The following is a 25,380-nucleotide window of genomic DNA, read 5'->3' as shown; positions in this document are numbered from 1 at the left end:
GCGGCATGAGCCGGCGTAAGAACCCGCGCACCCCGCGGGTGTCGGTCCCCATCGCGCGACTCGATGCCATTGTCGAGCGCACCCGTACCCAAGCGCTGCCGGTGGATGACCACGCCACCCTCAAGGCGGCGGTCGACACCTTGGCGCGCCTGACCGAGGAACTGGAGACCACGACCACCACCCTGGAGCGGGTGCGTCGGCTGATTTTCGGACCCCGCACCGAGACCACGGACACGGTCCTGGGCAAGGACCAGCCAGCGCCGCGCGATGCCCCGGCGCCGCCGGCCGACGCCGACCCGGCGGCGCCGGGCGCCAGCGACGGCGATGCCACGCTGCCGCCCCACCAAAAGACACGCACTGGCCACGGCCGCAACGGGGCCGACAAGTATCCCCGCGCCCCGCGCATCCCGGTTGCCCACGCCACCTTGAAGCAGGGCGACCCCTGTCCCGAGCCCGGTTGCACCGGCCGGGTCTATGTCCAACGCCAGGAGCCCGCCGTCCTGGTGCGCGTCACCGGCGTGGCGCCCCTGCAGGCGCAGGTCTACACCCTGGAGCGGCTGCGCTGTGGGCTGTGCGGCACGGTGTTTACGGCCGACCCCCCCGCGGGCGTGGGCGCGGCGAAATACGACGCGACCGCCGCCGCCATGATCGCCTTGCTGAAATACGGCTGCGGGCTGCCGTTTCATCGCATCCAACGCCTGGAGCAGGCGCTGGCCATCCCCCTGCCGGCCACTACCCAATGGGATGTGGTCGCGGCGGCCGCGCCGTGCCTCGCCCCCGCGGTGGAGGAGCTGGCCCAGCAGGCGGCGCAGGGCACGGTGCTCTATAACGACGACACCACCATGCGCATCCTGAAATTCACCGCCGAGGCGCGGGCCGAGGCGCTGCCCCCGGGAGCTAACGCCGAGCGCACCGGGGTGTTCACCAGCGGCGTCGTCGCCGAGACCGTCAATGGCCCGATCGCCCTGTTCAAAACCGGACCTTGTCATGCCGGGGAGCACCTCGCCGAGGTCCTCAACCGGCGCCACGACCCCGTGCCCCCGATCCAGATGTCCGACGCCCTGGCGCGCAACACCCCGGGGGATCATCCCACGCAGGCCGCGTCCTGTATTCCCCATGGGCGCCGCAAGTTCGTCGAGGTCCATGACGCCTTTCCCGACGAGGTCGCCTTCGTGCTGGAAACCCTGCGTCCCGTGTTCCACACTGACCACCAGGCCCAGCACCAGGGACTCGACCCGCACGCGCGCTTACTCCTGCACCAACAGGAAAGCGGCCCGCGGATGCAGGCGCTCCACGACTGGATGGCCACGCAGTTGGAGACGCACGCCGTGGAGCCCAACTCGGGGCTCGGTCAGGCGATCCGCTACATGCAGAATCATTGGCAAAAAATGACCCTGTTTCTGCGCGTACCCGGCGCCCCGCTGAGCAACAACATCTGCGAGCGGGCGCTCAAGAAGGCCATCCTGCATCGCAACAATTCGCTGTTTTATCGCACCTTGAACGGCGCCAAGGTCGGCGATCTGTTCATGAGTCTGATCCATACCGCGGAACTGCACCAAGTGGCGCCGTTTGATTACCTGGTCGCGCTGCAGCGCCATCCCGCCGCGGTGGCACTCGACCCGCCGGCCTGGATGCCCTGGAATTACACCACGGCGCTGGCGCGCCTGGCCGCCGAACCCGCGCCGGACTGATCCCGCGGCGGCCCCGTGCCGCCCGTGCGGGCCTCCTCCCCACACCGCCCAAGGTCCCGACCCGTCACCGCGCTGGGGCGTGGGCGCGCACGGGCAGGCAGACGTCATCCCAGCTTGCTACTGGCGGCTCGCCCGCTCCGCCAACAGCGACAACGGCGGGCCTTGGGTTCGCCAATGACGCGGGGCTCCCACGCTACCGGAACCGCGCTCGGCATTCATGCAGCCTTGCCGGAAGGACACGTAATACTCACTGACCGCGGTTCCATGCTATTCCTTAACGAGACCGCCGCCGCTATATTCCAGATGCTAGCCGACGGTGTGGTTGGTCAAGAGGCAGTTCAGGAGATCTGCGAACAATACGATATCGGTCACGATGTCGCGCTTCGGGATTTGGAGATTACTTATGCATCCTTCCGCACCCTAGGGCTCATCGAGCACAACGGCGATCCTGCCGAAGCGCTGGCTCTTCCCATGGAAAGCAAGACCGACCCTAGGAAGGAGGTCAAGAAATACTGTAGCGAACACTCTTTACCGCTACAAGCATTCATCGAAATAACGACTGTTTGCAATCTTCGGTGTAAACATTGTTACATCCCGGATGTTGGCGCTATAGGGCCGCTGAAAGACCCGCTCAACATATCTGAGCTTCGCGACTTGCTTAAACAACTCCGGGAGCTTTCCTGCCTAGAAGTTACCCTAACCGGCGGCGAACCTCTGATGGCGCGCCACCTCATTGAGACGTGTGCGTACGCCCGCCAGTTAGGTTTCTCCGTAATACTCAAGACCAACGCCACTCTCCTGACCGAAGCGTTTGTAGCCGAGCTTAGGAGACTGCACGTAACAGAAGTTCAAGTAAGCCTTTATAGCATGGACGCCGCCACTCACGACGTATTCGTGAGACAACCAGGCAGTCATGCCAGAACCGTAGCTGGACTAAGGCTCTGCCACGCATTAGGACAGCGTTGTCGCATATCTTGCGTCGTCACACGGTCCAACTATCAGCAACTCGATGGCTTGAAGGAGTTTGCCACAAGCATTGATGCACCTATCGGTTTCGATTTGCTTGTAACCCGTCGTCTGGACGGAACCGACGACCCGCTGATTGAACGCCTCACCGAAGACGACCTAATCTGGTTGGATCAAAAAGGTGTCATGTCCGATGTCATCTTTGAGGGGTCCACCAATATAGCCGGTTTGGGCGACCAGAACCAACTCCTTGTTTCATATCCGATCGACGACCCGGAGTCCCCTATCTGCGGGGCAGCCAATACCATGGTGGCCATCAACGTAAACGGAGATGTTCGTCCTTGTATAGCCTTCCCATACCGTTTAGGTAATATTAGAGAACAACCTCTTCGAGAGATACTTTCCGATCGGAACGAACCCACTCGACAGATTCGCAGCTACCGCAACCGATCCTTCACTGAGTGTGTTGGATGTGAACTCATACCCGCGTGTCCGCGATGCATGGCTACCACTTACCAGGAAACGGGGAACCCAGTAGGAAAAGCCGATGCCATATGCCGAATTGCACAATACCACCGCAAATACGGCGGCCCCCCGTCTACTTTAGAAGCGGATGGCGGAGGCACTGTCTGAATGAACCTATTGCTGACGGAACGGTGCAACAAGAACTGCTCGTTTTGCCTTATTCCTGGGAGACGCAATAGCGACAGCACAATGTCTTTTCAGGACTACCTGCATTGCCTTGATATTGCGGTCGCATCAGCCGAACGCACTATCACGCTTCTAGGTGGAGAGCCGACCCTGCACCCAGATTTTGCGAAAATGGTCGAGAGTGCCTGCGAGCGGGGATTATCCATTATCCTTCTGACAAATTTGCTTTGCCAAGACGTTATGATAAGCCGTCTGCATCACTGGTCTAGCAATAATGTTATCGAGGAATTCTTGGTAAACGCGGATTTTCCCGATACCTACAGCCGATCTTCGTATGCTCGTTTTTCTTCCAATCTTGCTCGTGTGTCCGCGTGCCCGACTCGCGTTACACTGGCGATAACAGTGAGTGATGTGCGGCCTTTCTCCGATTATGATTATCTAATCCGATACTACCAGGAATGCGATATCACGCGCGTACGCATTGCACTGGATGTCCGGACGCTATGGGCGCAGATAGGAAATAGACAGATAGGCTCTCATTACTACAGCGTGGCAAGACTCCTGTGCGAGCAAGGATTTGCCGTGAGCGCAGAGTTATGCGCAATGCCGCGATGCATTTTCACTGATTATGAACATCGCTATCTATCTGCTCACTGCGCGGGCTATCATGGATTGATCGGCTGTGAACCTAATCTGGACGTCTTTCCTGACCTCACTGTGAGCTACTGTGCCGCGCGACCCCGAAACGGCATATTGGCAAGACCGCTGACTTTTTTCCAGTCATGGGAACACGCGCGAGCGTATTTCCGAGGACTTCGAGACGAGTTACATCTACAGCCCGTAGAAACATGCGGGGGCTGCGCTGACTTGCTTCGCAACCAATGCCGCATAGGTTGTCTCGCACGCTTCGACGATATTGCTTTGCCTTCCAGCAATGACGAGCGATCATTTAGACGGATACCAGACGGGATCGCTATTCTTCCACTCATGGACCGGTGGCACATATTTTTCATGCGCAAGGGCAGACCTTCGGAGTCGTACGTGTTGGACACAATTGCGATGGACCTGATTGAAACGCTGTGGTGCGGCGGGACGCGCGACGCTCTCGTACGTCAACTCTTAGATCGCTTCGAGGTTGGATGGGACCAGGCAGCAAGAGATACCGACGCATTGCTCGATCGGCTCGGTGATTTGGCGAGAGTGAAATGAACGCGGATACGGCGCTCCCGGACGGCTTTTCCATTTTCGACGTGCATGTACATTGTGGCACGTACGGGGAGAATGCCTGTTTTCCGCCGGTGTATCTGGAGGAACTGTGCGGCCGATTGCCAATGGAACGCTTCGTCTGCGCTCCATTCTCTTGGGACGAACAGACAGAGCGGCTTAAGGCGGGCTTTTCAGATGTATTTCCTGCTGTTTTGCAAGATAGAGTGCTCAATTGGCTGTGGGTGTCGCCCGTCCGCGAATCGGCTATAGATATTCTTAAGATGGCGCAGTGTCCGGATGGATATGTGGGCATTAAATTGCATCCTTATGCGGACCAGTACGATATGATGCTGTCTCTGATGCGACCCGTAATCACTGCGGCGGAGAGGTGGTCGGTTCCTGTAGCCGTGCATACGGGTAATCGAGGTTGTATGCCAAAGGATGTGTCTCGGTGCTTTCCTAGAGGTTTCTCCCAGGCGCTGATATTGTTTCACGCGCGCCCTTTCCAGGAATCGCTAGATGCTGCCAAGAAATCATCGAGCGTATATCTCGAGTTCTCTTTCTGTGATCCTGATAGCTTTGCTTGCGCTTTCGACGCGATCGGCCCAAACCGCCTTCTGTTTGGGTCGGATTATCCTGTTCAGGCCATTTATCATCCAGGACTAGATGTGATCTCGTCCTATTGTCACAACGTACAGAAATTGCTGGCCGCCGCCGCGCGAGTGAAGGCTACGAACGCGTTTTTTCGGGACAACGCGTGTGCGGTCTTTCATATGTCTTCCAGCCGTGATAATAGGCGCGAAGTATGAGGGGCGACGACACAACGTTATTGGAGACAGTTGGGGCAGATGCCGAGCTAATCGTGGCTGATGGGTCCGCTCGCCTGCAATCAGCAGAGGACACATTTGGGGGCATCCACTGCGCAATAGAGCGAGCCGGCATTACTCGACTTGCAGACGTTACGGGATTGGACGTGGTAGGCATCCCTACCTGGCAAGCCATTCGTCCCTTAGCCATCACGCTTTCGGTAAGCCAGGGTAAAGGGTGCACTCCCGTTCAGGCTCGCGTATCAGCAGCTATGGAATCGATAGAGCAAGCGACTTGGGAAAGATTTAGCCCGCCGCCTCGCTGGGAAACCCTCTCGGGTATGAGAGGAGAAAGGTTTATCAGTCCCGCCGAATTGGCTGATGCCGTTTACGGTCCGGTTTCGGTCGACACGGTGCTGCCCTGGATTGATGTCAGAGACATAGTCAGTGGCGCGGTCTTTTGGGTGCCGCACGATACTATTTGCGTACAGCGGTTGGGATCGTATCGTAAGGCGGCACGATGGGCCTATGCTTCAACAAATGGTCTCGCCTCGGGCAACTCGATCGGCGAAGCCTGCTTACATGGGTTGTTGGAGGTAATCGAGCGCGACGCTGAAACATGCGCCGATCACCTTATGGAGCATGAGGCCGTTCCGCGACCACGCATTGATACTGCAACATTTGGGGCACCATACGTCAAAGAACTAATAGAAAAAGTTAATTCAGCAGGGTTGGGCCTCTTGATTTTCTCGAATGAGAATCCGTTCGCGATATGTTGCTATTCTGCTTATCTGGAAGACCGGGACACTCTATTTCACACCAATGTTGGCCATGGAGCGCACCTGGACCCAAATGTGGCCGCTGCCAGAGCGATCACCGAGGCGGCGCAAGGTAGAATCACGATGATTAGCGGCACGAGAGAGGACAACGCTCGTGCAGATTATCGGGTGTTGCACGAAGTTGGAGAAAGTCTCTTGAGACGCGGACGATATGAAGCGGAATTAGCTGGCGCGACTGTACCCGCGGCTGCGCCAATGACTCTCCCAAGGCGACTACATGGCATGCTCGCGATTGTCGTCGACCGTCTCAGGTCGGAGGGATTCACAAGAATTTTACAAAGAGAAATAACCGATGAGAAGATCGGGGTTCCGGTTGTAAAGGTTCTTGTTCCCGGATTGAGCGGCTACCATAGACCTCTTGCGCAACGAATGGAATCCTATCGAGCATGGAAAAGTTCAGTGGCGAGAGCTTAAGGGCTATGGAAATGATCTGCTTTATTGGGATGACTGTAGGTGAAAGCGAGGCGAGCAGCGTTTGTGACGCGCGGTATCTTGGGCCAGTATGCGCTGGCGACATCCCGGCGGCGATTTCCGAGTTCCGACCCCAGGTAATAGGGATCGTGGACGGATTATTTCACCTGACCGCAGCGGTTCTCCACAAAGATATACTTTATGCGCTATCCCGTGGGATCATCGTTTATGGCGCGGCAAGTATCGGGGCGTTGAGAGCGGCTGAATTACATCGCTATGGCATGATAGGCGTGGGTCAAATCTACCAGCGGTTTGTATCTGGAGAGTGGGATGGTGATGATGAAGTTGCCGTGCCGTGCGTCTACTTGAAGGGTCGGGGTTGGTCCGTGATGCCCGGATTCGATGCGCTGGCCAACATCCGGGCAACGATGGATGAGGCCGTGCGCCTCGATATCGTAAGCTCCAATGTTGCGACTAGCGTGATCGCGCGGGCAAAGAAGATGTGCTTTATCGATCGAAGTTGGGACCACATTCTGAATCCAGAGTCTTTCCCAGAGACCGCGTTGGACATAGCGCGGCTCCGGCGTACGGTTCCGGAGTTTCGGGTTGACCTGAAAAAAATGGACGCGCTGGCAATGCTAAGAAAGATGAGGGACTGGGCGGAGGATGGCAGAAAAGCGCCTGGGTTTACGGAATATTCGATCGAGCCTCCCTGCGGACCGTTCTGGGATGAAGCGTTGTTCTCTCGGCCGCTTGAGGTGGTCAGCCCAATAGATCGCGGGATACCGGGGGCTGACGACGTTCCCGTACTGCGCGATTTGCTGGATTTTGCCGTTGTGGCGGACTCTGAAGGTGCTCGGTTGTTCCAAGATGGACTTGTTCGCACTTTGTTATGTCAGTTAGGCCGAGTTTTAGGAATAGTGCCACAGTCGGATGAGGTCGCGGCGTGCCGTTTGAAGTTGGTAGGTGAGGATGATGGGGGCGCAGGCAATCTTGGCCCGCTGGATGACATTGATATTGATGAGTTAGCCTCAGAAGAAGTTGTATGCGAGCGAGTTCTTGAAGAGGTTACTTTAAATATTCAACGAGGTCTTCTTCTCACCTTGCTGGTCGAAAGCAATTATGTTAAAGCGAAGGAGCGCCTGCTCAGGATAATGCAGGAAGCACGAAAGCAGTCTTCTTATGGCAGTGGCGTCGATGCACAGGTTTTGCTGGAAGCGCATCTGCTGCGACTTGGTGTCAAGAGTCCTGAGGACCACTTCGCGCGTTATTTGTCCTGGATGCCAGCGCACCGTCTGCGGTACGTCGTAAGAATGCTGCTGACCGAAGACAATGGTATGCAAAATGATACGAGTGCTGGCGAATCGGTGTGAATAGGCACAGCACTAATGCAAGCGAAGCGCGGAACAGAGAGAATCTTATAGAGATAGTACAGATAAACCCCAGCAGAAAATGAAGCGGAAGTTGATGGGTTCTAGCTATGGCCTAACCCACCTAACGCAGCAGTAGCTCGGAGAAGTGAGCGCCTTGGGATGCCGGTTCCGTTGTCCGCGCCACTGGTTGTGAACGTAAGAATATTCTGCTCCCTGATAAAAATGGCGTCGTTGACAAAGCGTCGACCGCCGTGGTATTCTCGCGAAGGTCTTTGTGCGTTGGCGCAAGGGCGTTGTTTGGTTATCTACCGCAATCAGAGAATCATATGAAGAAAATCGCTGACAAAGTTGATGCCTTAAAGCAAGGCGCAGTCGTGAAGAAAGCCGTCTACAAAGCTCCCGAAGTCCGCGCGACGACGGGCAAGGCATCAATGTCCGGCGCAGGGTGCCCTACCCACACGGTCCAGTGGCAGCAAGTATCCTGCAAATGCTGATCGACGCGTAGGTAAGAGATGCAGCAGCACAACCTGACAGGCGCTCCATTACGGTGGGTGCCTGTCAGGTGAAATGCCGGAGACGCTATCGTAAAGCGGCTTTTGCCAGCCGCAAGATGTCGTCTGAAGTGTACACTTGCTTTTCCGATGTGTCGCTACGGGAACAGGGACGATGGGTCCGGTGGACGTATACCCCAGCCTGATGTCAGGCTCGCGCCCGAAAATGCGTCAGGTTAGGTCTATGTTTCAGTTACCTGGCGGGTCCGACCGGACCTCTCAGACCGCAATCTGACACCTTCCGCCCGGCGTCAGGTCGCGTCCGCCGCGGGCTTGGCCTTCTTCTCGAAGACCTGCAAGGCGGGCTGTTCGAGCACGATGACCGGGCCAGCCGCCGCGCCGGCCTGAGCGCCGAGTCGGCCACTCAGGGCCGCCACCCAGTGCGGCCAGGCGTCGGCGGCTTGGGCGAGCTTCTTCCAGGCTTTCGGCGGCAGGACCGCGACCACCAGGGCGCGGTCGGTCTGGATGCCGATCTTCAGCCCGGCCTGCACCTGGACGGGCGTCGGTAACTCGGAAAACGTCACGGTGAGTTCGAGGTGGCCGGACACGATGTTCTCCGCGTGCAAAGGGGCGTCCTGGGGCAGGTCGGGCGCAGGGGCAGCAGTCTGCGGTGGGCGCGGTGGCGGGACCTCCCCGCGCAACAGCGCTTGGGCATCGCCGGCTTCCCGTTGCGTGACCACACCGGCTGGCTGGCCGTGCAGGTCAATGCGGGCGGCACCGGGCTGCAGCGCCGCCAGGTAGGCCGGGCGGGTGCAGTCGTCGGGGTCAACTCACGAACAAACTGGCCTACGAGCGCATCGCGCGGCGCAGTCATCGGGAGATACTCGAAGAGGTCCGGGGGTTCCGGGAGTCCGAATGAGGCTGGGGTGTAGGCGTCCTCGACCTTCATCCCCAGGGCGGCGCCGATGCGGGCGAAGGAATAGACCATGAGGGCCATCAGGGCGCGGTCGCGCAAGCCCGACGGGGTGCGCGTGTCGATGCTGTCCAAAAGGCGGCGGGCTTCCTCGGCCTCCAGGACCGGGGTCTTGCCGGTCTTGACGCGGTGCGCGGGTCCCCGCACCGAACCGGCGAGGTTGGTCGGGACGATCTGCCCCGTAACCAACCAGTCGAACAGATGACGGATCGCCGCCAGGCGCTGCTTCACCATCGGGGCCGCGTGGGTCCGGGTCTGTCCCTCGATCCAGGTGGCGACGTGCAACGGCTGCACCGCGATCAGGGACGGAACCCCGGCGGCTGCGCACCAGTCCAGGAACGCTACCGCGGCGCGGACCTAGGCCCGGCGGGTGTGGGGGTTGCGGATGGCTGAGGCGAGGAACTCCAGGAAGCGCAGCCGCGCCCGGTCTCCGGTGGCCTCCACCACGGCGGGCAGGGTCGGCGAAGGCAGGAGGGGGGCAAGGGCGGTCATGGCGTTTCATCATCGAAGCCGGCGGCTGCCGGCGAAGGCTCAACCGCCAAGATCGCCTTCAGGTCCTCCTCAGTGAAATCTTCGAGCCTTAAAACCTGTCGGTCGCGCTGGCGTCGCTCGGCCCGGCGTTGGCGGCCTTCCTGCTGCGCCTCGTCGGAAGACCAGGGTGTTGCGGGGCCACTGTCCAACCCGTCCCGGATGGCTTGCCGCAGGTGCTCCAGCGTGTCGGCCCGGATGCGGTCTTGCTCGTTCATTCCGGTCATGGCAACAGCCCTGCCAGCGTCATGAAGTCGCGCACCGACGCGATTTTGATCCCGGCGTAACGCCCGAGTGCCAGCAGGTGCGGCTTGTCGCCCGTCACGAGGTAATCCGCTGCGCCGCCGGCCGCCATCGACAAGAGGTAATTGTCGTAGGGGTCGGGGGATGCTTCGACCGTCGGCAGGGTTTCAACCACTGGGTGATGAGTTGGGCCGGGGGCAAGGCTTCCACCAACAAGGCGCTGACCAGGACGTTGGTATCCAACACGACGCGCATGGTTCAGCGTGCGGTCTTCGCGGCGCGGGCCAGGGTCTCGCGTGTCTCATTGCGCACCGCTTCGGTCGCTTCGTCGATCAGGTCTTGCAGGGCTTCCGGCGCCAGGTCGGCAAACTCCGCCCGCGTCTCAACAAGCGTCTGGTCGAACACGCGCCACCGCACGGCGTCCTCGATGAACTTGGACAGGTCACCCCTTTTTTAGGCCGCGCTGGGCGAGCAGGGTGCGCACGGCAATGTCGGTGTCCTTCGACACCGTGACCGTCCAGCGCGTGGTGTTGGTTGCGAGCATGGGGCACCTCGGGTGTTACGCACATAAGCACCTATATTCTTAACATTTTAGTCTCTGATGTGCAAGACCGAGCTGGGGCCGGTCGAGTCGGGCGCGTCATATCACTGATAAAGGACATTATCAATGATAGGCAGCGCCGGCCCGGACACCCTTAAATCTGACGTATTGACAACGTACGCACATCGGGCTAAACCTACTGCAAGTAGCCAACACCCCACGGAGCGCTTCATGTCATCCCTCGAATCCCAGGAGACCAGCGGCCAGACCCGGGACATCAACATCAACATTCGCGCCCAACGCAACCAACGCGACCTGATCGACCAGGCGGCCCGGATTTTGGGCAAGACCCGCTCGGACTTCATGCTGGAGACGGCCTGCCGTGAGGCCGAGGACGTGTTGCTGGACCAGCGCGTGTTCGTGCTGGACGCCGCGGCATTTGCGGCGTTTCAGGCGTTGCTGGACGCGCCGCCCGCCGACAATCCCCGACTGCGTGCCTTGTTGGCAACCAAAGCGCCCTGGGAGACCTGACTTGCCAACGGTTGGCACCTGGACGGCGCCGGCGCCCCTCGCGGCGACGCATGACCTGACGATCTTTGAGAGCGGCGAGCCGGCCCTCGACCACTGGCTGAAAACCCACGCCCGGCGCAACGAAGGACGCGGCGCGTCGCGCACCTATGTGGTGTGCAACGATGACCAGGTCATCGGCTACTACAGTCTGGCGACCGGTTCCGTATGCAGCGAACAGGCGCCCGGACGTATCCGGCGGAATATGCCGAACCCGATTCCCGTCATGCTGCTTGGGCGCTTAGCGATTGATCTTGCGTGGCAGCGCCGCGGCATCGGCAAGGCACTGTTGCGCGATGCCATTTTCCGTACGGCCACGGTGGCGCAACTGGTGGGCGTCAAGGCGCTCATGGTCCATGCCCTGTCCGAGTCGGCGCGGCGCTTTTATGAGGTTCATGGGTTTGATCCTTCACCGACGCACCCGCGCACCCTGTTTCTGCCGATCGTCTTGTCGAGCGGTGAACTGCACCGCTCGACACCACACGACCGCCAGGTGTTGCGCCGGGATGATTTCACGGCAGAGGATCTGAAGGCCGTTTCGGCGGTCGAGCCTTCGCCGCAAGCCGCCGCTTTCGACGATGAAATACCATGACCGCCCTGGTCATACGCCCTGTGCCTACACGTGATGTCAACGCAAGTTTCAGATCTGATGATCAAGGCCCATCATCGTTGTAAAGATTGTCAGGCCCTGCACTGCCCCGCCCCTCGCCGACCAGGCACGGGTAGGTGGCGAATGCCTGGCATCTGGGCTAAAGTCGCGCGCGGCAGGATCTTCAGTTACGGTGACAGTTTACTAAATGCACTGAATGCGGATGGGCGTTGAACGCAACCTGTAATTACTGTATTTGGTAAACTGTCACCGTAATTCCATCAGGGCCTTGGAGACGCAGTCAACCTTGGGATCGATGGGATGGCGCATAGCGGCAACAACAAAATGCCGTCTTGGTGGCGGTCGGTCCGCCGTTACTCCGGGACACCAATCCCGACCACCGGGACCCCAGCGGCAAAGACAGCCTAGCCCCGCGGCGCGGGTCAAGGTTTCGACTTGCCTTTCGCTGTTTATGTATATACAATAACGAGCATGGACATCGCCTTTGATCCCGCCAAAGACCGCCTGAACATCGCCAACCATGGCGTCTCGCTCGCGCTGGCGGCGGACCTGGAATGGGATCTGCTATTGGCGAGCGAGGACGCCCGGGAGGCCTACGGTGAACAACGCTGGGTCGGCTTCGCGCCCATCGGCCAGCTGATTTATTGCGTGGTGCTCACCGAAGAGAATGACTGCTATCGCATCATCAGCTTGCGCGGAACGACGAACAGTGAAAAACGCACTTACATCCATCACCTCTAAGTCCGGCCGTGTCTTCATCTTGAACAGCGAGGAAGAAGACGCACGCATCCGCGAGGGTATCGCCGCCGACCCGGACACCCGCGATCTGTCCGCCGCGGAGATGGCCCAATTGCGCCCGCTGGGTAGGCCCAAGTCGTTGGTCACGAAACAAGCCGTCTCGATCCGACTTGACCCCGAAGTCGTCGCGTTCTTCAAAGCGGGCGGCCCCGGCTGGCAGACGCGCCTGGATGCTGTCTTGAGGGACTATGTACGCGCACACTCATAGAGGAAAAAGGGCCAGGCTCAAGTATGAACCCGGAACATAGGATGTGGGGCCAAGGATGAGAGGTTTGCAATGCAGGTCGGAAAATAGGGGACGTACCACGGAATCGCTATCCCCGAGCAATCTGCGAGGTCGCTTCTCTGCTAGCTCTCCCGGTAGACAGCTTCTTTTCCAATGGCGAGTGTCAGAGAGACCTTTCGCCAATCCGCGGGCACAGGGTGATAGAATGCTGCCCTAAGGCGAGGATCGCGTGCACGGAAGAGGGCAAGTTCATCCGTGCACGCTCAACTGGATGATCACGCGGCCAAGAGTGCGGCGGAGAAGTTGTACGAGTCGAGGATGCCGGGTTGGTGCGTGCGCGACCCCGGGACGTGCAGATCTGCCGTGATTCCCGGGGGTCTGGGGGTAGATTTTAGCGACAGGATATCGCTCGGACAGGGCCGTGGTCGGGCGAAAGCCTGTAAAATCAGGCATCCAAAAAAGCTGAGCCCCGGTCGCATGCCGAAGCAGAGGCGGGTCCGGGGCTTACGGTTACAGAGTATATGGCTGAGTCCACAAGTGTCAAGATTTTCGGCCTTGAAGGAGGCGTGCTCGATGCGCTCGAGACGTCTCTTTCCCCCGAAAGATTAGCGACATATGTCAACGCGGCTGGCGGGGACCGCGAGCAAGCCGTCCGGCTCTACACTTGGAACACCGCTGTCAGCGCGGCCTTCTACGGACCCCTACAGGGCCTCGAAGTTGCTCTACGCAACGCCATGCATGGCCAGCTTACCGGTGTCTACGTCGCTTAAGCCGCGCCGATACTCACAGGCCGCTTGACTACCTAAGGACCCTGCGCAACCGCATTGCGCACCACGAGCCCATCTTCACCAGGCATCTTGATGCTGACTACCGATCGCTGGTTAATGTCACTGGATGGATCTGCCCAACGACCGCAGCCTGGATCATGCACCACAGTCGGGTCCCGGAGCTTCTGCGGTATCCGCAAGATAGCGGCGAGGTCAGGTTCTGATCTCGCCGGGATTTGTGGGGTTACGTTGACAGTTTACTAAATGCACTGAATGCGGATGGGCGTTGAACGCAACCTGTAATTGCTGTATTTGGTAAACTGTCACCGTAATTGATGGTGGCGACCCGGCGCAGGGCCGCGAGCCGCTCGGGCGCCAGGGTGCCGAGTGCCCGCCAGGCGCCCTTGAACTCGTCGATCCCGGCGACGAGGACGAGCATCTCGGGGGTGATCTCAAGCGATGCGGTCTGGATCATCCGCCAGTTCTACACCCGTTTACACCCGTTTATCAAGCCACAAAGACACCCGATAACACCCATTGTTCGGCTTTACACGGGCCGCCCAGTACCCCGCTCCCCCGGCGTGGCCCAGCCGCAGCACTCATAGGCGCTTGAGCCAGACGATCACGGCCAGCAAGGCCGCGATCTGCACCACAACCAGGAGTTTGCCGGTGACCTCGGCCAAGCGTGCGGTGCGTTGCTCTGGGGCCGCGCGCCGCAGCGGGCGCAGGACCCAGCCATACCAGAGGGCCAGCGGGATCAGGGCCAGCCAACCCTGCCAGGCGATCCCGAGCGGCCCCAGCAGCAACAGGGGCTGGGCAGACTCATAGGGGTCACCTCTCGAAAACCACCGCTTGCGAGAAGACCACCGGGCGAGGGATGCTCGCGAGGTCTTACCGTGCCGAATTTCCGTTTCGTGAGGTACGCCTTTTACGCCAAGGGAACAGAGCCATTGTGCCATGTACCAAAAAATATTATTTTAAGGTACTCCGAACCAGAAACAACAAGCCCCCATGCAGAAAAACACTAGCGTGACCATTGGTACTCACTTCGAGCAATTCATCACCCAGCAGATCGCCCAAGGTCGCTACGGCTCGGCCAGTGAGGCGGTTAGAGCCGGTTTGCGGCTTCTGGAAGAACACGAACTGAAGCTGTCTACCTTGCGTCAGGCGCTCGCGGACGGTGAAGCCAGCGGCAGGGCGGACTATTCCCTGAGCGGGTTGCTGGCCGAACTTGACAGCGAAAGTACGCACTGATGCCCCGGTTTGTGCTGACCAAGGCGGCCAATGCTGACTTGAAGGGCATCGGCCGCTACACCCAAGCCACTTGGGGCCGTGACCAGCGCACCCGTTATCTGACGTTGTTGGACGCAGGCTTTCGTGCCTTGGCGGACAACCCGCTGATGGGGAAAGATTGCGACGACATCCGTCCCGGCTACCGCAAGCACCAGATTGAAAAGCACATTGCTTTTTATCGTCAGAGTGGCAGCGGTCAGATTGAGATTGTTCGCGTCTTGCACGAGCGCATGGACCTGGAGGCCAACCTTTCAGCGTCCGGCGACAACTAGGGGTCACCTCACGAAACGGTAAAATAGCACTGAACCGGCACCGACGCCGCCGTTGCGCGGGCCGCCCACTCACCCGTGATAAGCCGTGCTTATCCCGCCCAGGCCGAAAAAGGGGAAAAAGGACGGGCGGGACGCGGCGGCGGTCCGTCACCGGCGCGGCACCGCGACCCCCGGGGTCGGCGCGGGTTCCGCTCGATCAGGTGGTGCCGACGCACCGCCCCGCCCCAGCAGGCCCCGGGCGTGCCCGCGGCCACTGCGCCTCGAACCCCAGACACGCGAAGGGGTGCGAGGACGTAGGGCCAGGCGGATACCTGCCGGTGCTCCAAGTCCGGCACAGCCCATCCGGGATGCGCCTGGAGCGGCCCCGATGGGTTGCCGGGCTATTCACGACAGGCACTTAGAGCCTTAGCGTACGATTTTTCCGTTTCGTGAGGTGACCCCTTCAAGGTTGTGGTGGCAGGGCATTTCATGGCGCTTGCCGCCCTTCTCGCGCAACCGGACCCACAGGTGGCGGATCGCCGCCAGGCGCTGCTTCACCGTCGGGGCGGCGTGGGTCCGGGTCTGTCCCTCGATCCAGGTGGCGACGTGCAACGGCTGCACCGCGATCAGGGACGGGACCCCGGCGGCTGCGCACCAGTCCAGGAGCGCTACCGCGGCGCGGACGTAGGCCCGGCGGGTGTGGGGGTTGCGGATGGCTGAGGCGAAGAACTCCAGGAAGCGCAGTCGCGCCCGGTCCCCGGTAGCCTCCACCACGGCGGGCAGGGTCGGCGAAGGCAGGTGGGGGACCAGCGCAGGCATGGGAGGATCGCCCCCTTATTCGGTGCGCGGGACGACCCGCACCAGGCGGGCCGTCAGTGCTTGCACCAACTTCGTCTTGATCTCTTTCAAAAGAGCCCCTGGCAACTCACCATAGGCCACGCTCACCAATTCGCCGGCTTGGGCACAGCGCACGTCCGGACCCGGCCAAGCAAAGCGATTGGTGCTCATCCGCCCACAAATAGGCGTAGCGGATCACCAGGCCCGGAACGGGTTGTGGCAACGACACCGCGTTACCCGTTCACTTCATGGTCAAAGGCGGCGGCGGCCGACGGCTCAACCGCCAAGATGGCCTTCAGGTCATCCTCGGTGAAGTCTTCCAGCCGCAACACCTGCCGGTCGCGCTGCTTCAAGCGGTGGTACTCGTCGGCCTTGATCATCGTTCCGGCCAGCGGTGTTCTTTTGGAGTCCAAGGCTTCAGCCTTGGGCTTACCCATCCAAGGCTGAAGCCTTGGACTCCGTCCGGACCGCGGCCGGAACGATGATCAAGGCCTACTCGTCCACGGACAGGAGCACGAGCCGATCACGGCCGTTGCGCGTGACGGCTACCGGCTCGGTCAGGGCGACATCCTGGTAGCGTCCGAAGTTGCGCTGAAACTCTACTGAACTGACGGTAATCATCAACCCGATACCTCTGACTCTGTATGTTACGAACAATACATAACATGCTGATCGCTGTCACGCGGAGGAGGCGAAGAAGATCGGTCTGCATGGCGGCTCCGCCTTCCGGGCACTCGCCGGCTTCGGCCGTCATGGGCGGTTGCACGAAGGGCACTTTCTTGAACTGGCCTGGGACCTGCCCGTGGAGACGAGTTTCGTCATCACGCAGGACGAGGCCGACCGCTTCATCGATTTGCGGAACCACGCAGATTGAGCCACTTAGAGCCTTAGCGTAAGATCTTTTCCGTTTCGTGAGGTGACCCCTGGTAGGCGTGGCGGTCGCCGATCTCCTGCCGGACCCGGTCGCGCACCAGGGCAACCCGGTCGTCGGGGGTCAGCTCGCGGGGTAGGGCAAGCTCGAACTCGCGGTAGGCGGTGCCGTTGGCGCGCTCGTGGCGGTCGGCGGCCTGCCGGAACAGGGCGGGTTCCGCGGCGGCCCAGGCTGGCATGTTGCCGGCATCGGTCGCCTTCAGCTTCTCGCCGCGCTCCAGGCGGGCGGCGTCCTTGCCTTCACGGGCAATGTACTCGGCGTGGGCTGCGCCCTTGCCGACTTGACCGACCTTCGATGACGACGACCGAGGCCAAGAAAGAAGGGTGGCTAGAAAAGCGCCTCATCGGCTGATCCAACGCGGTGGCCTCTCGGACCTGGCCGGGCTCCAGAACATGGACGACGGCGAATTTCTTGGAGCGCTGCTGGGCATGTCGAAGGTTCCGGCCGACGATCCGCGCCGCAGTGAGTGGAAGCGCGCCGGGGATGCTCTTCTTGCCGAACGGGCGCAGTCGAAGAAGAAGAACGGTAGGCAAAAAGAAAGTGGGGCACAATAGAATTTTGTTGCAGACGGGCGATACATATTCCGTCTGATAAAACTGTTAAGCTAATACACAAGGGTGCGAGCAAATGCCATCAGGTAGGGTGCCAGCAACAGGGCAAAATTTTAAGAGCGTAGGACCTATTGGAACTCATCATGATAGGAGCGGCAAGTCAAGGCCGTTAACTGTCGGTGAAATACAAATGGCTCGCCCCATATTTCAAAGTTCGATTGATTACACAAGAGTCAGGGTACACAATAAAGAATATCTGTGGTTTGGCATCCAAGATGATGATACAGCAATGACCCCAAATGGGGAAATCTACTTCAACCCTAAGCATTTCAAATCTGATTTTTCTATGGAAGATACTGTCTATAAATTATGGTTTATGCATGAAATGGTTCATGTATGGCAATATCAATTAGGTTATGGAGTGAAGATGGCCGGAATTACAACGAATTACAGAGCAAGCAACGTATACAAATACGACGTTAAAACAGATGCAGGCAAGAAACTGGAGGATTTTAACTTTGAACAACAGGGCGACATAATAAAAAATTATTATGGCGCAAGGTTTTTAGGCTTTGATCCTTTAGGACATAGAGAGTTTCTCGAAAGCGTATTAACCGAGTTCTTAGGAGATCCAGGAAATGCGAAATTTCTGCCTAAGTAGGTGGTGTTTTTTATTAATACTGACGGTGGTCTTCGTAAGAGAGGCTATTGCTAGCGATTCTCTTTCCGACGGAGAAGCAGTAGTCACTTTGAAGCATGATCAACCCTGCTTTTCTTTCCCCGTTGACGACGCAACAAGAGGCAACCATTTCTTCTTATACGAAATAAGCGTGTCTTTCAATAAAGGTCTTGCGGCTCATCCCAGCACTGCATCGTGGAAACTAAGAGTCGATCAAGACAATAGACAACACTTTGGCAAAGCGGGCAACCCAGAGCAGTGCATAGAATATGGGACTGCAATTTTGGCCAAGAGCCAGCCTACCGCCGTTCCTTTGGAAGCGAATATCCCCTACCAAGTATTATTAACTATCTACTCAACGGAAAATTCGTCGAGTTCCGGAAGTATTCGTACTTACCACAGCATTTTCTGTCTGGGGCTTGACTCAAACAAAAGAAAGATGATTGTGAAAACACATTTCAATTTGACAGCAGGCAAGTTTGAATGTGATGGCCAAACGGAACCTCAAACGGTCAGACCGCCCCTTTCGGAGCCTGCCCCCGGCGCTGGCCGGCCGGCTTCTTCGTCACAAACGCTTCCGCCGCGGTGACCTCGGGCGCCGGCTCGCTGGGAGTGGATTGCGCTCGGTAGCAGGGACTCAAAACCGAATATCAAGAACACCACCGACGTTAGGCATCACGCAGACCGCCGAATTCCCGTTACTACAAGATAATTTTAAGACGATGTTGACGACAAGATCAGATATACGACTGGTGCGTGGTCCGTATCGCATCCCGACAGCCATTCTATTCGATCTGTGTAAGCTTCATATCGAAACGCCCACCCCGCGGCTTCTTGGGCAGCCGGTCTTTTTACGGTTTCAGTAGGGACAACAATCGTTTCGATGTGGATTCGTTCGGAACTTCACCCAATTTTATTTCCTAGAGCATTTCAATGAAATTGGATCGCATCAAAAGCCACCCGGATTTTCCATTCGTCTTATATCGCGAAAATGATCTGCAGTTCTTGATGTTGGAGATGTATTGGGCAGAGCTTTTACGTGATGCCTTGCCGGAAGCGATAGCCACTGACTGGCGTCCGGAGTGGCCCGCAGATGCCGAAGATGGAAACCCGATCCTCAGTGTCAGCAATCGAGCTATCACACCACCGCGGATGTTGCGAGTCATTCAGAGGAGCAACGACAAAAAGTTGCCTGAACTGGACTTAGAAAGCTTTTCAAAAGTACAGTATTATGACGACGCGTATGTCCCGTTCGTACCAGGGATTACGTATGGCGGTCTAGATCAAGACATGGTTAATCCGATCGAGGAATTGGTAATATCATCGGCCGTGTCGGCATCTTGTGAGCGACTGTTTCGGTACTGCGTTCAACTCTGGTGCGTGGAGCAGGTTGCACAGACGCGTATGGAGGAAGTGTTGGCGAGCTATTGGACCAAGGTCCGGGCGAGCCTGATCGAGCTTGGCGGCCGTGCGGCGACGATGCGGGACAGAAGCGAATAGCCTGCGGAGGGCATAGAATGCCGTCATAGGGTGGCCCCCGGCGCCGTGGCGCAGCGCTCCCACCGGCCTCGATCATCGTTCCGGCCGCCCGGGCGGCGGTTGGCGCCCCGCTGTAGGTCGGCCTTCAGGCCGACGGGGGCGCCGCGTTCGGCCTGAAGGCCGACCTACGAACCCGTGGCCGGAATTATGATCAGGGCCGCTCCCACCCTCCGCCGCGCAGGCGCCAATGGACCCCAGCGTCCTCATCGATGCGCAACAGGTGCAGCCAGCCGTTGTCCACCAGTTGGCGCACCAGCGCATGGCGTTCGATGATCGCGTCGATGGCCGGCTCCGGGGCCTCGATGAAGACGCTGAGGCGCAGCGGCTCGTGTACCCAGCGCCGGCCGTCGTGCAGGGATTGCAGGGGCAGCCCGACGCGCAGCTCGCCGCTGTTGCCTTCCAGCACCCCGATGGCGCCGCCCACCACGTTGTGCAGCAGCTTGTTACCGCTGCCGAAGCGGCGGTTGTCCACCACCGAGCCGTAGTACTGCATGTTGATCCAGTTGGCCACCACCATCGGGGCGGTCATGATCAGCTCCAGGATCTTGAAGCCCTCGTCCTGCTGCCAGACGTACTCGTGCAGAAAGGCGCGCCCGCCCAGGTCCAGGCCAATGGTACGCGCGCGCGGCGCGGCGATGAAGGCGGCGTTGTTGGCCAGGGCCCATTCCTGGCGCACGTGGGACCAGTCGCGGCTGCGCCGGCGCACCTCGGCCTCCACCGCGCGGTCCGGCCGGCCGCCGATGCCGAGCAGTGCGGCGCGCTCCATGCGGGTGAGGTCGCCGGCCTGCTCCAGCCATTGGCGCAGTCGTTCCAGGTCCGGGGCCAGGGCGTCGGGGACCTCGTCGGTGTCGAAGAGCCGCAGGATGTCGGTCGTGGTGTCGTGCAGGCCCGCCAGGAACCAGGTGTCCTCGGGGATCGCGATGCCCCGCTCCGCCAAGCCCTGCCGCACGGCCCGGTCGTTGAGCAGGGCGGCCACCACCCGGGCGCTGGCCTCGCCGGTCTGGCCGGCGCAGGCGCCGCAGTCGAGGCCGGTGGCGTGGGGGTTGTTCACCGTGGTGCTGCCATGTCCGGCCAGCAGCACCAGGGGGGCGAAGCCCGCGGTCATCGCCATGGCGCGCAGGATGCGCTCGGCATGGTCGAGCCGCTCCGCCTCGGGGATCCCCGAGGCCCCGTGCCCGCTTGCGTGCCCGCTTATGTGCCCGGTCTCGCACTGTCCCGGCGGGACGGCCTCCAGGGTCGGCCCGGTGCGCGCCAGGGTCTCCGGGTCGAGACCCTGACTGTGCGGGTCGGGGACCGGGCGGCTCCAGCCGAAGCTGTCGGTGACCAGCTTGGGGGCGTACATCAGCCCGGCCGACTCGACGAAGGAGAAGCAGGAGGCAGCGGAGAGCTTGAAGCCCTTCCACGCCTTGAACAGACCGAGGCGTAGCCGCCGCTGCGCCTGCACGCCCTCGCGGTCCCCGGCCTTGACCCGCTCGCAGATGCGGTAGGCGGGGTTGAAGATCACCGGCACATGGCTGCGGGCAACCGCGGAGCCCAGGGGAACATGCTCGATGAAGATGCCGAAGAAGCCGGCGAAGCCGATGGTCTGGACCCCGGGCGCCACGGTCTCGAGCGCGCGGCGGAAGACCTCGGAGCGCACATCGATGCAGAACGCCGCCTGAACCGCCGGGCGGGCCGCGGGCCGGTCCGGCACGCGGGCCAAACCGGCGATCACGCGGCGCTGCAAGCCGATCTCCATCGCCACGAGCAGGATGCGGTCGATCTCAGCGGAGGCCTGGCGCTTGGCGGACGGCGGTCGCATGCTCGCCGCGAGCATCTCCTGCCAGCGGGCCGCCAGCGCGGGCGAGCGTTTCTCCTCGAAGAGCAGCATGTCCCACATCAGGCGGATGGCCAGGAGATCGACGATGGAGTCGTCGCGGCTGCCGACCAGCTCGGCCTGCCAGCGCAGATACCGGGTCCAGGCCGCCCAGCCGCCGACGCTCATCAGCGAGGCGTGCAGGTAGCGCTCCACCGCCGCATCCGGGATGCCGAGCCGCTCGATGGCCAGTGCGATGGCGCCGCGGGGCTCCGTCGGCAGACGGGCCACGGCGCGGCGAAAGTCGCGCAGTCCCATCAGCGCCGGGCTGTGGTCGATGCCGGCGGCCTTGCGCCAGGATGGGTAGAGCGGGAGCTGACGCCAGGGCATGGCGACGAGCGCCTGGCCCAGGTCGAAATGGGCGGCGCAGTGCAGGCTGATGCGCTCGGCGACGAAACTCGACCAGAGGCCGCCCTCCACCCGCTCCAGCACCTCGCTCACCGGGGCCATCCCGAGCCGCGGCTCGGGCGCGGGGGCGGCCAGTGTGTGCTCCACGGTGTCGGCATCCAGGTGGCTACCGCAGCGCTCGAGCGCGGCTTTGAGGTCATTCCGGCCGATGCGCCCGCTGGCCAACTGGTCGCGGTAATAGCCCCGCGACATGTAGAGACCGGTGCCGGTGATCCGCGCCAGGACGTCGGAGGCGTCCTGAAAGCCGAGGTCCCGCAGCCCGAAGAAGGGGTTCACGGCGACAAAGTTCTTCAGCGGCCACAGGGGGGCAATGCGCTCGCAGGCGGCATCGATACGCCGATCCAGCTCGGCGGCGTCGATGATCGGGGTGGGCGCCGCCGGCTGGTCGGCGCTGGCCGGCACGCTCGCCGCCGGGACTGCGGATTTCGTCGGGATGGTGGCGTCGTTAAGGGTCATGATCAGGCTCCGGGGGAGGTGACTGGAGCGAAGGGGGCAGGCGGCGTCCCGGGCGCGGGCAGCGGGCCCGGCCAGATGCGCTCGATCAGCCGGGTGATGTACACGTCGATGTAGAGGCCGTTGTAGAGGTGCATGTAGATCCCGTCGCCCAGGAACGCCGGGGCCTGTTTGAGCACCTGCTGGAAGACCAGCAGGACCAGGAACACGCCGACAAAGGCCTGGGCCAGCCAGACCTGGAAGGGACCATCCGCATCCTGAACCGGCAGGACGCTCCCCTGCAGGGCCGCATCGAACAGGGCGTGCAGGGTGAAATAGGCCACCGCGACCACCGCACTCAGCGCCAGACCGCGGCGCAGGAAGTCCTCGCCGCGCATCACGCCAGCCATCTGCAACAGCAGTTGAGTCACGGCGATGACCACCACCGTACCGGCCGCCAGGTGCGCCGGCTGGTGCCCCGCGGTGACGCCGAAGGCGGCGCCCACCGCCAGCACGATGAGTCCGCCGCCGGCCAGCGCCGGCAGCAACTGGACGGGCCCAACGCCTGGGGATGCATGGGGGAGTACCGGCGCCCGAAAGGCGTCCACCCCGCTGCCGGAGGCGAGAAAGGCATGGGCCTTGTAGAGCGAGTGGGCCACCAGGTGCAGCATGGCCAGGCTGTAGAGACCCAGGCCGCACTCCAGGAGCATGAAGCCCATCTGCGCCGTGGTCGACCAGGCCAGCGAGACCTTGATATTGGTCTGGGTGAGCATGACCAGGGAGGCCAGCGCCAGGGTGAACAGACCGATCACCGCCAGGACGCCCATGGCGAGTTGGGAATGGGACATGACCGGGCTCATGCGAATCACCAGGAAGGCACCGGCGTTGACGATCCCCGCGTGCAGCAGGGCAGACACCGGCGTCGGGGCCTCCATGACTTGGAGCAGCCAGCCGTGGAAGGGGAACTGGGCGGACTTCAGCACCGCGGCGATCACGATCAGCAGGGCCGCGATCTCGAGCGCAATCGGCACCGGCCCCTCCATGGCCGCGAGGATGCGGAACAGCTCGTCGAACTGCAGGGTGTGCAGGGTGAGACCGATGAGGGCGACCGCGACCAGCAGACTCAGGTCCCCGACGCGGCTGGCGACGAACTTCTTGTGGGCGGCCAGCACGGCGGCCGGGCGCTCCGGATAGAACATCAGAAGCTGGTGCAGGCACAGGCTGGTCGCGATCCAGGCCAGGGCGAACATCAGCAGATTGCCGGAGACGATCAGGGTCAGGATGGCTGCCAGGGTCAGCGCCAGCCACTTGTTGAAGCGGCCCCGGTTGGGGTCCCCGTCCAGATAGTTGTACGCGTAGCGGGTGACGATGGCACCGATGAAGGCCACCAGCATCAGCATGATCACCGTCACGCTGTTGACATAGGTGCCCAGCGTCAAGGCCCCCAGGCCGCCGGGCAGCTCGACCCGGTAGAAAATCCAGGCATAGGTGCCTTCAAACGGGTAGGCCACTGCTGCAAGCAGTGCGCTGACGAACGCCAGCCAGGCGGCGGCGCCGCAGAGGCGCGCCATCAGTCCCGGCCAGGCGTTGGCCCAGGCGGCCGGCACCAGGCCGACCGACAGCAGGAGCAGCGGTGCGGCCAGGACCAGGCCGTGGGTGGGGCCATCAGGCAACATGGCGGCCTCCCCCGGCGGCCGGCAGCGCCCGTGCGGACCGGTCGGTGCAGACCAACGGAGACGACGGCCGGCCGCCGCCTGGCCCGGCCGCCCGCGGGTGTGGCGGGATGGGAGATTGGCTCATCCTGGGGCTCCTCTGTGGCTGAAAACAGTGGCGGCCGCAGGGATCTGCACCGCCCATGGCAGAGGAGTCTAGGGCGGCCGATCCAGAAAAAATAATGAATTGTCATCATGGAAACGATAACCTTAAGGCTATCGTTTTCCGAGTGAGGGACCGGCCATGATGCATGTCACCCTGCGCCAACTGCGGACCTTCGAGGCCGTTGCCCGGTTGCGCAGCTTCTCCCGCGCGGCCGAGGAGATGCACGTCACCCAGCCCACGGTGTCGAAGCAAATCCGTCTGCTGCACGAGCAGGTGGGTCTGCCCCTGCTGGAGCAGTTGGGCAAGAAGGTCTTCCTCACCGAGGCCGGCCAGGAGCTCTTCGCCACCTGCGCCGACTGGCTGGACACCTGGGGCCGCTTCGAGCAGACCATCGACAATCTCAAGGGCCTCAAGCAGGGGCGCCTGCGGATCGCCGCGGTCACCACCACCAAGTACTTCATGCCGCGTATCCTGGGCCCCTTCTGCGCCCGGTACCCCGGCATCGACATCGCCCTGGAGGTGGTGAACCGCGACCGGCTGCTCGACCGCCTGACCCGCAACCAGGACGACCTCTACATCATGGGCGTGCCGCCGGAGGGTCTGGATACCGAAAGCGAGTCGTTCATGGACAACCCGCTGATCGTGCTGGCACCGATCGCCCATCCGCTGGCGGGGCGCCAGAGGATCCCGTTCGCCGAGCTGGCGGCCGAGCGCTTCCTGGTGCGCGAGCAAGGCTCGGGCACGCGCATGACCATGGAACGGGTGTTCCAGGAGCGCGGCACGCCGCTACGGATCAAGATGGAGCTGGGCAGCAACGAGGCCATCAAGCAGGCCGTGGCGGGCGGTCTGGGTCTGGCCATGCTCTCGCGCAGCACGCTCGACCTCGGTCCCAGCCAGAGCGGGCTGGCCGAACTGGACGTGGAGGGCTTTCCCATCGTACGCGCCTGGTACGTGGTGCGGCCCAAGGGCAAACAGCGCTCGGTGGTGGCCGCCACCTTCCTGGAGTTCTTGCGCGGGCATGTGCAGATCTTCGCAAGAGGGCAGTAGGCCGGATTATCCAGGGAGCAGACGCAGGGTCTTGGTTTCGCCGCGATACCAC

The 25,380-nt window shown here is 61.1% G+C and carries 29 protein-coding genes and 4 pseudogenes; 18 read left to right on the top strand and 15 right to left on the bottom strand.

From position 1 onward, the window contains the following. Positions 1–5: 5 nt before the first annotated feature. From tnpC to THSYN_RS29625, 6 genes are all read left to right on the top strand, one after another. A complete protein-coding gene (gene tnpC / locus THSYN_RS29650; protein ID WP_157817550.1) occupies positions 6–1,691 on the top strand; it encodes an IS66 family transposase in 1,686 nt (561 codons plus the stop codon). A gap of 174 nt (positions 1,692–1,865) precedes the next feature. Next, complete coding sequence (locus tag THSYN_RS29645; RefSeq protein WP_100922709.1) at positions 1,866–3,290, top strand: PqqD family peptide modification chaperone; 1,425 nt, start codon at positions 1,866–1,868, stop codon at positions 3,288–3,290. Beyond that, a complete protein-coding gene (locus THSYN_RS29640; RefSeq protein ID WP_100922708.1) occupies positions 3,291–4,517 on the top strand; it encodes a radical SAM protein in 1,227 nt (408 codons plus the stop codon). Then, on the top strand, positions 4,514–5,323 hold the full coding sequence (locus tag THSYN_RS29635) for an amidohydrolase family protein (protein WP_100922707.1): 810 nt from the start codon (positions 4,514–4,516) through the stop codon (positions 5,321–5,323). The genes THSYN_RS29640 and THSYN_RS29635 overlap by 4 nt, the downstream gene beginning before the upstream one ends. Further along, on the top strand, positions 5,320–6,573 hold the full coding sequence (locus THSYN_RS29630) for a YcaO-like family protein (protein WP_100922706.1): 1,254 nt from the start codon (positions 5,320–5,322) through the stop codon (positions 6,571–6,573). The genes THSYN_RS29635 and THSYN_RS29630 overlap by 4 nt, the downstream gene beginning before the upstream one ends. Continuing rightward, positions 6,546–7,943, top strand: a complete 1,398-nt coding sequence (locus THSYN_RS29625; RefSeq protein ID WP_100922705.1) for a TfuA-like protein — start codon at positions 6,546–6,548, stop codon at positions 7,941–7,943. Before THSYN_RS29630 ends, THSYN_RS29625 begins: the two co-directional genes overlap by 28 nt. Before the next feature lie 802 nt (positions 7,944–8,745). Here THSYN_RS29625 and THSYN_RS36415 read toward each other — a convergent pair. The 6 genes and pseudogenes from THSYN_RS36415 to THSYN_RS37540 all read right to left on the bottom strand — a co-directional run bounded on the left by THSYN_RS36415 (position 8,746) and on the right by THSYN_RS37540 (position 10,722). After that, a complete protein-coding gene (locus tag THSYN_RS36415) occupies positions 8,746–9,042 on the bottom strand; it encodes a hypothetical protein (protein WP_236849030.1) in 297 nt (98 codons plus the stop codon). Between the two features lie 320 nt (positions 9,043–9,362). Continuing rightward, positions 9,363–9,899, bottom strand: a pseudogene (locus tag THSYN_RS29615) (tyrosine-type recombinase/integrase); the annotation flags it as partial. Then, a complete protein-coding gene (locus THSYN_RS35560; RefSeq protein WP_216644827.1) occupies positions 9,896–10,153 on the bottom strand; it encodes a hypothetical protein in 258 nt (85 codons plus the stop codon). The pseudogene THSYN_RS29615 and the gene THSYN_RS35560, both read right to left, overlap by 4 nt. A gap of 5 nt (positions 10,154–10,158) precedes the next feature. Next, positions 10,159–10,353, bottom strand: a complete 195-nt coding sequence (locus tag THSYN_RS29605) for a PIN domain-containing protein (RefSeq protein ID WP_335582530.1) — start codon at positions 10,351–10,353, stop codon at positions 10,159–10,161. A gap of 83 nt (positions 10,354–10,436) precedes the next feature. Then, positions 10,437–10,583, bottom strand: coding sequence for a hypothetical protein (locus THSYN_RS37545; protein ID WP_418219960.1), 147 nt, complete (start codon positions 10,581–10,583; stop codon positions 10,437–10,439). Between the two features lie 37 nt (positions 10,584–10,620). Continuing rightward, positions 10,621–10,722, bottom strand: a complete 102-nt coding sequence (locus THSYN_RS37540; protein WP_418219959.1) for a ribbon-helix-helix domain-containing protein — start codon at positions 10,720–10,722, stop codon at positions 10,621–10,623. 228 nt (positions 10,723–10,950) lie between these two features. Between THSYN_RS37540 and THSYN_RS29595 the strand changes: the two genes are divergently transcribed. The 4 genes from THSYN_RS29595 to THSYN_RS29580 all read left to right on the top strand — a co-directional run bounded on the left by THSYN_RS29595 (position 10,951) and on the right by THSYN_RS29580 (position 12,902). After that, the gene (locus THSYN_RS29595) at positions 10,951–11,250 is read left to right on the top strand and encodes a type II toxin-antitoxin system TacA family antitoxin (RefSeq protein ID WP_100922703.1); all 300 of its coding nucleotides are present in this window, start codon (positions 10,951–10,953) and stop codon (positions 11,248–11,250) included. Position 11,251: 1 nt separating this feature from the next. After that, positions 11,252–11,878, top strand: coding sequence for a GNAT family N-acetyltransferase (locus tag THSYN_RS29590; RefSeq protein ID WP_100922702.1), 627 nt, complete (start codon positions 11,252–11,254; stop codon positions 11,876–11,878). A gap of 489 nt (positions 11,879–12,367) precedes the next feature. Next, positions 12,368–12,637: a BrnT family toxin gene (locus tag THSYN_RS29585; RefSeq protein WP_100922701.1), complete on the top strand. Its 270-nt coding sequence runs from the start codon at positions 12,368–12,370 to the stop codon at positions 12,635–12,637. Positions 12,638–12,656: 19 nt separating this feature from the next. Beyond that, a complete protein-coding gene (locus tag THSYN_RS29580) occupies positions 12,657–12,902 on the top strand; it encodes a BrnA antitoxin family protein (protein WP_335582529.1) in 246 nt (81 codons plus the stop codon). A gap of 1,119 nt (positions 12,903–14,021) precedes the next feature. On the opposite strand, the pseudogene THSYN_RS29570 reads toward THSYN_RS29580, so the two are convergent. After that, positions 14,022–14,162: pseudogene (locus THSYN_RS29570) on the bottom strand (Fic family protein); the annotation flags it as partial. 124 nt (positions 14,163–14,286) lie between these two features. Continuing rightward, positions 14,287–14,493, bottom strand: coding sequence for a hypothetical protein (locus THSYN_RS29565; protein ID WP_100922699.1), 207 nt, complete (start codon positions 14,491–14,493; stop codon positions 14,287–14,289). Between the two features lie 205 nt (positions 14,494–14,698). Between THSYN_RS29565 and THSYN_RS29560 the strand changes: the two genes are divergently transcribed. Further along, the gene (locus tag THSYN_RS29560) at positions 14,699–14,941 is read left to right on the top strand and encodes a type II toxin-antitoxin system ParD family antitoxin (protein ID WP_100922698.1); all 243 of its coding nucleotides are present in this window, start codon (positions 14,699–14,701) and stop codon (positions 14,939–14,941) included. An 11-nt stretch (positions 14,942–14,952) separates the two neighbouring features. Next, on the top strand, positions 14,953–15,252 hold the full coding sequence (locus THSYN_RS29555; RefSeq protein ID WP_335582528.1) for a type II toxin-antitoxin system RelE/ParE family toxin: 300 nt from the start codon (positions 14,953–14,955) through the stop codon (positions 15,250–15,252). 441 nt (positions 15,253–15,693) lie between these two features. On the opposite strand, the pseudogene THSYN_RS29550 reads toward THSYN_RS29555, so the two are convergent. The 4 genes and pseudogenes from THSYN_RS29550 to THSYN_RS29540 all read right to left on the bottom strand — a co-directional run. Further along, a pseudogene (locus THSYN_RS29550) lies at positions 15,694–16,050 on the bottom strand (hypothetical protein); the annotation flags it as partial. A 15-nt stretch (positions 16,051–16,065) separates the two neighbouring features. Next, complete coding sequence (locus tag THSYN_RS29545; RefSeq protein ID WP_236849028.1) at positions 16,066–16,239, bottom strand: hypothetical protein; 174 nt, start codon at positions 16,237–16,239, stop codon at positions 16,066–16,068. A gap of 62 nt (positions 16,240–16,301) precedes the next feature. After that, on the bottom strand, positions 16,302–16,505 hold the full coding sequence (locus tag THSYN_RS34485) for a hypothetical protein (RefSeq protein ID WP_157818027.1): 204 nt from the start codon (positions 16,503–16,505) through the stop codon (positions 16,302–16,304). Between the two features lie 55 nt (positions 16,506–16,560). Further along, on the bottom strand, positions 16,561–16,689 hold the full coding sequence (locus tag THSYN_RS29540) for a type II toxin-antitoxin system Phd/YefM family antitoxin (protein ID WP_100922695.1): 129 nt from the start codon (positions 16,687–16,689) through the stop codon (positions 16,561–16,563). Positions 16,690–16,765: 76 nt separating this feature from the next. On the opposite strand from THSYN_RS29540, the pseudogene THSYN_RS29535 reads away from it, so the two are divergent. After that, positions 16,766–16,942, top strand: a pseudogene (locus THSYN_RS29535) (DUF190 domain-containing protein); the annotation flags it as partial. A 13-nt stretch (positions 16,943–16,955) separates the two neighbouring features. Here the strand turns inward: THSYN_RS29535 and THSYN_RS29530 are convergent. Then, positions 16,956–17,177: a MobA/MobL family protein gene (locus THSYN_RS29530; protein WP_100922693.1), complete on the bottom strand. Its 222-nt coding sequence runs from the start codon at positions 17,175–17,177 to the stop codon at positions 16,956–16,958. Between the two features lie 145 nt (positions 17,178–17,322). Between THSYN_RS29530 and THSYN_RS29525 the strand changes: the two genes are divergently transcribed. From THSYN_RS29525 to THSYN_RS29520, 4 genes are all read left to right on the top strand, one after another. Next, positions 17,323–17,553, top strand: coding sequence for a conjugal transfer protein TraD (locus tag THSYN_RS29525; RefSeq protein WP_100922692.1), 231 nt, complete (start codon positions 17,323–17,325; stop codon positions 17,551–17,553). A gap of 187 nt (positions 17,554–17,740) precedes the next feature. Then, positions 17,741–18,211, top strand: a complete 471-nt coding sequence (locus THSYN_RS34480) for a hypothetical protein (protein ID WP_157818026.1) — start codon at positions 17,741–17,743, stop codon at positions 18,209–18,211. Next, entirely contained in the window at positions 18,189–18,818 is a 630-nt protein-coding gene (locus tag THSYN_RS34475) for a hypothetical protein (RefSeq protein WP_157818025.1), read from the top strand. The genes THSYN_RS34480 and THSYN_RS34475 overlap by 23 nt, the downstream gene beginning before the upstream one ends. A gap of 344 nt (positions 18,819–19,162) precedes the next feature. Continuing rightward, the gene (locus tag THSYN_RS29520) at positions 19,163–19,729 is read left to right on the top strand and encodes a hypothetical protein (RefSeq protein WP_100922691.1); all 567 of its coding nucleotides are present in this window, start codon (positions 19,163–19,165) and stop codon (positions 19,727–19,729) included. Positions 19,730–19,919: 190 nt separating this feature from the next. Here THSYN_RS29520 and THSYN_RS29515 read toward each other — a convergent pair whose 3' ends face one another. Next, positions 19,920–22,487, bottom strand: coding sequence for a YbcC family protein (locus THSYN_RS29515; RefSeq protein ID WP_100922690.1), 2,568 nt, complete (start codon positions 22,485–22,487; stop codon positions 19,920–19,922). Between the two features lie 2 nt (positions 22,488–22,489). Then, the gene (locus tag THSYN_RS29510; RefSeq protein ID WP_100922689.1) at positions 22,490–24,139 is read right to left on the bottom strand and encodes an NADH-quinone oxidoreductase subunit L; all 1,650 of its coding nucleotides are present in this window, start codon (positions 24,137–24,139) and stop codon (positions 22,490–22,492) included. Positions 24,140–24,419: 280 nt separating this feature from the next. Between THSYN_RS29510 and THSYN_RS29505 the strand changes: the two genes are divergently transcribed. After that, a complete protein-coding gene (locus THSYN_RS29505; RefSeq protein WP_100922688.1) occupies positions 24,420–25,328 on the top strand; it encodes a LysR family transcriptional regulator in 909 nt (302 codons plus the stop codon). Positions 25,329–25,380 lie beyond the last annotated feature (52 nt).

This window comes from Candidatus Thiodictyon syntrophicum (assembly GCF_002813775.1).
Lineage (GTDB): Bacteria > Pseudomonadota > Gammaproteobacteria > Chromatiales > Chromatiaceae > Thiodictyon > Thiodictyon syntrophicum.
This window is presented reverse-complemented; position numbering and strand designations above follow the sequence as displayed.